The 6749-nt window shown below is 66.3% G+C and carries 8 protein-coding genes and 1 pseudogene; all 9 read left to right on the top strand.

The window, feature by feature from the left end; translation table 11 throughout:
- Window positions 1-1183: PPE family protein (locus tag A5646_RS22950; RefSeq protein WP_067024420.1), on the top strand; the 1183-nt coding region annotated here is incomplete at its 5' end.
- Window positions 1184-1303: 120 nt separating this feature from the next.
- Complete coding sequence (locus tag A5646_RS22945) at window positions 1304-1549, top strand: hypothetical protein (protein WP_156748961.1); 246 nt, start codon at window positions 1304-1306, stop codon at window positions 1547-1549.
- Window positions 1549-2469, top strand: coding sequence for an NADP-dependent oxidoreductase (locus A5646_RS22940; protein WP_066865066.1), 921 nt, complete (start codon window positions 1549-1551; stop codon window positions 2467-2469). The genes A5646_RS22945 and A5646_RS22940 overlap by 1 nt, the downstream gene beginning before the upstream one ends.
- 17 nt (window positions 2470-2486) lie before the next feature.
- Complete coding sequence (locus A5646_RS22935; protein ID WP_066865062.1) at window positions 2487-2915, top strand: cupin domain-containing protein; 429 nt, start codon at window positions 2487-2489, stop codon at window positions 2913-2915.
- Between the two features lie 81 nt (window positions 2916-2996).
- Window positions 2997-4475, top strand: a complete 1479-nt coding sequence (locus A5646_RS22930; protein ID WP_067024417.1) for an NAD(P)/FAD-dependent oxidoreductase — start codon at window positions 2997-2999, stop codon at window positions 4473-4475.
- 58 nt (window positions 4476-4533) lie between these two features.
- Window positions 4534-5472 carry an NADP-dependent oxidoreductase gene (locus A5646_RS22925; protein ID WP_231998461.1) on the top strand — a complete coding sequence of 313 codons (939 nt, stop codon included), beginning with the start codon at window positions 4534-4536 and terminating at the stop codon, window positions 5470-5472.
- Window positions 5473-5505: 33 nt separating this feature from the next.
- Window positions 5506-5895 carry a RidA family protein gene (locus A5646_RS22920; RefSeq protein ID WP_066865053.1) on the top strand — a complete coding sequence of 130 codons (390 nt, stop codon included), beginning with the start codon at window positions 5506-5508 and terminating at the stop codon, window positions 5893-5895.
- Complete coding sequence (locus tag A5646_RS22915; RefSeq protein WP_066865051.1) at window positions 5892-6557, top strand: nitroreductase family protein; 666 nt, start codon at window positions 5892-5894, stop codon at window positions 6555-6557. The genes A5646_RS22920 and A5646_RS22915 overlap by 4 nt, the downstream gene beginning before the upstream one ends.
- Window positions 6558-6564: 7 nt before the next feature.
- Window positions 6565-6749: pseudogene (locus tag A5646_RS22910) on the top strand (MFS transporter); the annotation flags it as partial.

Genomic DNA, 6749 nt, shown 5'->3' with positions numbered 1-6749 from the left:
TTCCGGGCCCGGCTGCGGGTCGATGCTGGCCGCCTCGGCAGCCTGGGACGGGCTGGCCGCCGACATGCATGCGACGGCCGCAGCCTATGGGTCGGTGATCTCGGACCTGACCACCGCGGCATGGCTGGGTGCCGCGTCGGTGGCGATGGAGGCCGCCGCCGCACCCTATGCCTGGTGGCTGACGACGACTGCTGCGCTGTGCGAGCAGGCCGCCACCCAGGCCAGGGCCGCCGCAGCCGCCTACGAGGCCGCATTTGCGATGACCGTGCCCCCACCCGTGGTCGCAGCCAATCGCGCGCGGCTGATGTTGCTGATCGCGACAAACATCCTCGGTCAAAACACCCCGGCGATCGCTACCACCGAAGCCGAGTACGCCGAAATGTGGGCCCAGGATGCCGGCGCGATGTACGAGTATGCCGGCGCATCCGCTGCCGCTTCGGCGGTACCGCCATTCACCCCGCCCCCGCCTACCACAAATCCAGCCGGGGTCGCCGGCCAGGTTGTTGCGGTTGCCCACGCCAGCGCCACGCCGGCCGGCGAAGCGAACCAGACCGTCATGTCGACCGGATCGCAGCTGATCGCCGTAGTACCCAATGCGATTCAGGGACTTGCGGTGCCCTTGCCGGCCGCCGCGGCATCACTGCCATCGTTCTCGCAACTGCTGAGCTTATTGAGCCCGGTGAACCTGGCCGTTGCTTCGGCGTCGACGGGCATCACGTCGACGGGCATGGCCGGGTCGTACGCGGGCTTGGGGTATGCGGTGCACTACGACCCAGACGGTGCCAGCAAGATGGACGCCATACTGCAACGGTTGGGGGCGGCTCGGGCAGGCTCCGGACCGGGCACAATAGCGTCATCGGGCTCGGAAGACCTGGAGGCAGGCGGCGGTACGGCGCCTGAGTCGTCGGCGGGTTTGAGTCGAGCCTCCTCAGTCGGTGCGCTGTCGGTGCCCCCGAGCTGGTCCGCAGCTCTCCCGCCGATCAGACGTGCCGCGGCAGCGTGGCCGAACACCCTCCCCGGTGTTGCCCCGACGGTCCTGGCAGCGAACCCGGAAAATCTGCTCAACGAAATGCTTTTGGCGGGTATGGCCGTGCGCGGCATCCGCGGTGCTCCCACTCAGGGCCGGCCCACGATCACCATCACCGTGACGCAGCATCCGCCGGATAACCACCGCGGGCCCTGATGCGTGCCCATCCGCCCAGCGATGCCTGCTGTGCTCACCCGGGTGAATTAGCTCGCCGGGTGATGACGACTCACCCCGCGCCGGTGAATGCTGACTCAGCAGCTGGCGAGCGGAGGGCAAATGCAGCCGACCACGTACCGGATGTGCATTCAAGGCCGCGTGACCGAGCGGCTCGGGTTCGCATTCGAAGGGATGCGCCTCGAGGCCGGTACGACCGAAACCGTGTTCACCGGCGAAATCCGCGACCAGTCACAGCTTTACGGACTCCTGGACCGGGTCCGTGATCTCGGCCTCGAGCTCGTCAGCGTACAACCGCAGCCCGCGGCTGACCCGACGACAACAACCCACATCAGGAAGGACATGTAATGCGAGCCATAACTGTTTCAGATCGTGACGCCGGTACCGCTGGTCTGTCACTGACGGACCTGCCTTACCCTCAGGCGGCCGACAACGATGTCGTTGTGCGGGTCCACGCCGCCGGTTTCACCCCGGGGGAGCTCGACTGGCCGCACACGTGGATCGACCGCTCGGGTCACGACCGGACGCCGAGCGTGCCCGGCCACGAGCTGTCGGGCGTGGTGGTTGAATTGGGCTACGGCACCACACTTTTAACCGTTGGACAGCGGGTGTTCGGCCTTGCCGACTGGGCCCGCAACGGCTCGCTGGCGGAGTACGCCGCCGTGGAAGCCCGTAATCTCGCACCGCTGCCGATGGACATCGACCATACTGTGGCCGCGGCGCTGCCGATCTCGGGATTGGCCGCCTGGCAGGGTTTGTTCGACCACGGCCGCCTCGCCGCCGGGCAGACGGTTCTGATCCACGGCGCCGCCGGCGGGGTGGGGTCGATCGCGGTGCAGCTCGCTCGCGAGATCGGTGCGCGCGTCATCGGTACCGGCCGGACCGCGGACCGGGACCGGGCGACGGAGCTCGGCGTCCACGCCTTCCTCGACCTGGAGACCGAAAAGCTCGAAGATGCAGGCGAAGTCGACGTGGTGTTCGACGTGATCGGCGGAGAGGTTCTCGCCCGATCGGCCGCTCTGGTGCGCGCCGGCGGAACGCTCGTCACCATTGCTGAGCCGCCGAAGACGCAGCCGCAAGACGGAAGGGCAATTTTCTTCCTTGTCGAGGCCGATCGCGCCCAGCTCGCCGCCCTCGCCGCGCGAGTGCGCGATGGACGCCTTCGGCCGGTGGTCGGTGCAGTGCTGCCACTTGCCGAAGCAGCCGCCGCATTCGCTCCCGCGAAGCGCGTCCCGGGCAAGACGATCCTGCGCGTCGCCGAAGACTGAAAACGAAGGCAGCCGAAATGGCCATGAAAATAGCACTAGCCGCACTGGTGGTTGCGGTAATGCTCGCGCCCGCAAGCGATGCCGCGCCGGTGCCGGAGAATTCGGATCAAAACCCCGTGATCCGACCAGTTTTCAGCCAACCCACCAATGTTCCCGGTAAATCGCTGGAAGCGGTGGCCGTCAGCTATCCGCCCGGCGGTAAAAGCGAAGCCCACCACCACGCCAAATCGGCGTTCATCATGGCGTACGTGATCTCCGGAGCGATCCGCAGTCAGGTGGAAGGTGAGCCGGCACGCGTCTACCACGCCGGTGAGACGTGGAGTGAAGCCCCTGGCGCGCACCACACGATCAGCGAAAACGCCAGCACCACCGAACCCGCCGAATTACTGGCGGTTTTCCTGCTCGATACCGGAGACGGCCCGCTCACCACCAACGACAACGCCTGAAGATGAGACATCGTTCACTCCGGGCGCTCGAAACCGTCGCACGACGGCTAATCCATCGAGTCGGTTTGGAAAAGAGGGCAGATGAAAGCCAGTAAAGACTTCGACGTGATCGTCATCGGTGGCGGAGTGGGCGGTGTGGCCGCCGTGCGCAAGCTTGCATCCGTGGGCCTTTCGGTAGCGCTCGTCGAGGATCGTCTGGTCGGCGGAGAATGTCATTACTGGGGTTGCAACCCAAGCAAAACGTTACTCCGCCCGATCGAGGTGTTCAACCTCGCAAAGGCGGTTCCCGGTGTGCGAGAGGCGATTTCGGACCGCAGGTTGGACGTTGCGGCCGTCTTCAAGAAGCGCGACGCGATCGTCGAGAACCTGTCGGACCAAGACCGAATAGAGTCGCTGCGGCAAGCCGGTGTTGCGGTGTTTCACGGGTTCGCCCGGTTGAGCGGCCAACGAACAGTGCGGGTGGCCTACACCCTGGGAGACACCACCGAAGCCGTCTTGACCGCACGTCACGCGGTCGTGCTGGCCACCGGCACTCGTCCCAACGTGCCGGAGATACCTGGGCTGGCGCAGGCACGCCCGTGGACCAATCGGGACCTGACGACCATGACGCGGGTGCCGCCTCGCGCGCTGCTGGTGGGTGGCGGCCCCGTCGCTGTCGAGTTCGCGACCATCCTGAGCGGGTTAGGCTCAGCGGTAACGCTTCTGGTGCGTGAGAACACTCTGCTAGCCAACTGCGAACCCGAAGCTCGAGAGCTGGTCACGCAATCGCTGCGAAGCAAAGGCGTGACGATTCACTTCGAGACGGAGTTGTCGGCGGTATGCCGGACCGTGCCGGGCGGCTGCGTCACGGCAACTTTCCACGACCAGACCATCGAGGTAGACGAAATCGTCCTGGCCGCGGGACGCCGCACCAACACCGACACCATCGGACTGGAATCCCTTGGCCTGCCAAGCGGCGGCTTCGTCACAGTGAACGACCATCTCCAGGCGGTCGGCGTCTCGGGCGGTTGGCTCTACGCCCTCGGGGATACCACCGGGCGTGCCCGGCTGTCTCATATCTCCACCTACCACGGCCGGGTCGTGGCCGACATCATCGCGGCCCGCGCCGCGGGACGTGAACTATCCGACAACGAGTTGATCGCCCGTGATGCCGGCAATGTGGCGCAGGTTATCTACACCGAACCTCAAGTGGCCTGGGTGGGGCGCACCGAAAGTCAGGCCCGGGCAGAAGGGTTCGCGGTTCGGACGCGGGCTGCCCGTTACCCCGGCGCGGTGTCGTTTCTTGCCCTGTACCGGGACGGCTTCCAAGGATGGGCAAAATTGGTGATCGACGCCGAGACCAACACACTTCTCGGCGCGACATTCGTGGGCCCGCAGTTCTCCGAACTGGTTCAAGCAGCCACACTGGCCATCCTCGCGGAGGTCCCGGTCAGTCTGCTACGCCATGCCGTCGCACCACATCCGACGGTCAACCAGGTTTGGGATCCGCTACTGACCCAAGAATCCGAGCTCGGCCCGTTACTGGAGAACGAGGCGCGGCAAGCGCAGAAGAGCGCGTGAGCGAATCCCTGAGAGGAACGGCAATGACCTACGAGTGGCCGGTCGTGCGACTGTGACCATGCTGGTAGCGGGGGTCCGTACGCTCGGCGGCGACGTGGTGACGTTCGAAGCGGACGACCCGCGACCGTTGGCGGCCGACGAGGCTCTTGTCGACATTCGAAGTGCCGGCGTCGGCAACTGGGACAACGTCATTCGCTATGGCGGCTGGGACGTCGGAACACCGCCGCCGCTGGCGCTCGGCGTCGAGGCCGCCGGGATCATCAAGGCCGTCGGTGGCCACTCGAGCGGATTCAGCGTAGATCAAGAGGTGCTGTGCCACCCCGTGCCGCTACGCGACCAAGGCACGTGGGCGCCGTTGCTGATCGCACCCGCCGGGTCGCTCGCCCACAAACCGCCCGAGGTTCCGTGGGAGATCGCAGCGATCTTTCCGGTGCCGGCCTTGACCGCCGAGCAGGTGGTTGCCGAGGCGTTGGCACTGCGCGGTGGAGAAACGTTGCTCGTTCATGGCGCGGGCGGAATCACCGGTGGGCTGATCGTCCAGCTGGCCGCCCTGCGCGGGGCCGAGGTGCTCGCGACCGCCGGCCCGCGCAGCGCCGACCGGGTCCGCGGCCATGGCGCCCGCGAAGTCATCGACTACCGCGATCCGCTCTGGCCCCGACACGCACGTGCGTTGGCCAAGGACTCCATCGACGCCGTCGCCAACGCGGCCCCAGGCGGTGCTGCCGCGGCGATGACCGCGCTTGCCGACGGCGGCCGGCTGGCCACCATCACCCCCGATCCACCCGCATCGACCCGGGGGATCAGCGTGACAGCGGTTTACGTCCGCTCCGACGGGGCCCAACTCGGCCGCCTCACCGCGCTACTCGCCTCCGGTCGATTGAGCATGCCGACCCCGCGTTCCTGCGGCCTCGATCAGGCCGCCGCCGCCCTCGCGCACGTCGTCGCGGGCCACGAGCCCAGCGGAGTAGTGATCACGCAAACGAACTCACCAAGTTAGCCGCAAACCTCACACCACAGAAGGAGTCTGCAGATGACCACCATTACCCCCATCCACACCGGAGTGGCCGATCACATCGGGCACTACGCCGACGCGGTCACCGTATCCGGCGGTGGCACAACAATTTTCGTCTCCGGAACACCCGGGGTACGCGAAGACGGCACGTTGCCCGACGACTTCACCGAGGAGGCGCGTCAATGCTGGACCAATGTCGAAACCGCGCTCCGCAAGGCCGGTGCCGAACTCACCGACATTGTCTACATGCGCCAATGGGTCACCAGCCGTGACAACGCGTCCGCCTACCTGGCGGTGAGCAAAGAGTTCATCCGCCACCGACCCGGCGGCATGTTCAGCATCATCGACGGGCTGGTATGGCCCGACATCCGGGTGGAAGTCGAAGTCATCGCCGTCCTGCCGGCATGAGCGATTACGCGAAACTCCAGCTATCCACCGACGAACTGCTGACCACGACCCGCTCGGTGCGCAGACGCCTCGACCTGACCAAACCCGTTCCCATCGGCCTGATCCGGGAATGCCTGGAGATCGCGGTGCAAGCACCGACGTCGGCCAACGTGCAGAACTGGAGCTTCATCGTGGTCACCGACGCCCAACAGCGTCGTGCGATCGCCGATGTGTACCGCCGCACCTGGGACCTGATCGCCGCGTCGCCGTACGCGGTCGCCGATCGGTTCAAGGAGGACCCCGCGCGCAATCGGGAGCAGCGCAAGGTGTCCGACAGTGCGGCGTATCTGGCCGAGCATTTCAGCGAGGTCCCGGTTTTAATGATTCCGTGCGTCGCGGTCATCGACGGCGACGGCAGGTTGACCGGCGAAAACGCCAACCAGTATTGGAGTTCGGTCATGCCCGCCACGTGGAGTTACATGCTGGCCGCGCGCTCTCGGGGCTTGGGAACCACGTGGACCGGGGTGACCATCATGGCCGACGACGAGATGCGGGCCATCCTCGGCCTGCCGGACAACGTCTATCACGCCACGACCGTCCCCACCGCCTACTACACCGGCACGACCTTCCGCCCCGCCAAGCGGATTCCGCTGGACGACGTGCTGCATTTCGACCGATGGTGACCCCGCAATGAGGTTGCGCGACGCGGCGCCGACCAGACGTGCCATGGTGGTCGCGGTCACGGTGTCGATGGTCGCGTTCCTCGACTCGACGGTGATCAACCTGGCCTTGCCGGCCACCGAGCACGACCTCGGGGGTGGCCTGGTGCTGCAGCAATGGATCGTCGACGGCTACCTGTTGGCGATGGCGGCCGC

It is taken from the genome of Mycobacterium sp. 1245499.0 (assembly GCF_001673615.1).
Taxonomy (GTDB): domain Bacteria; phylum Actinomycetota; class Actinomycetes; order Mycobacteriales; family Mycobacteriaceae; genus Mycobacterium; species Mycobacterium europaeum_A.
Note: the sequence above shows the minus strand (reverse complement) of the source record. Positions and strands in the feature narration are given on the sequence as shown.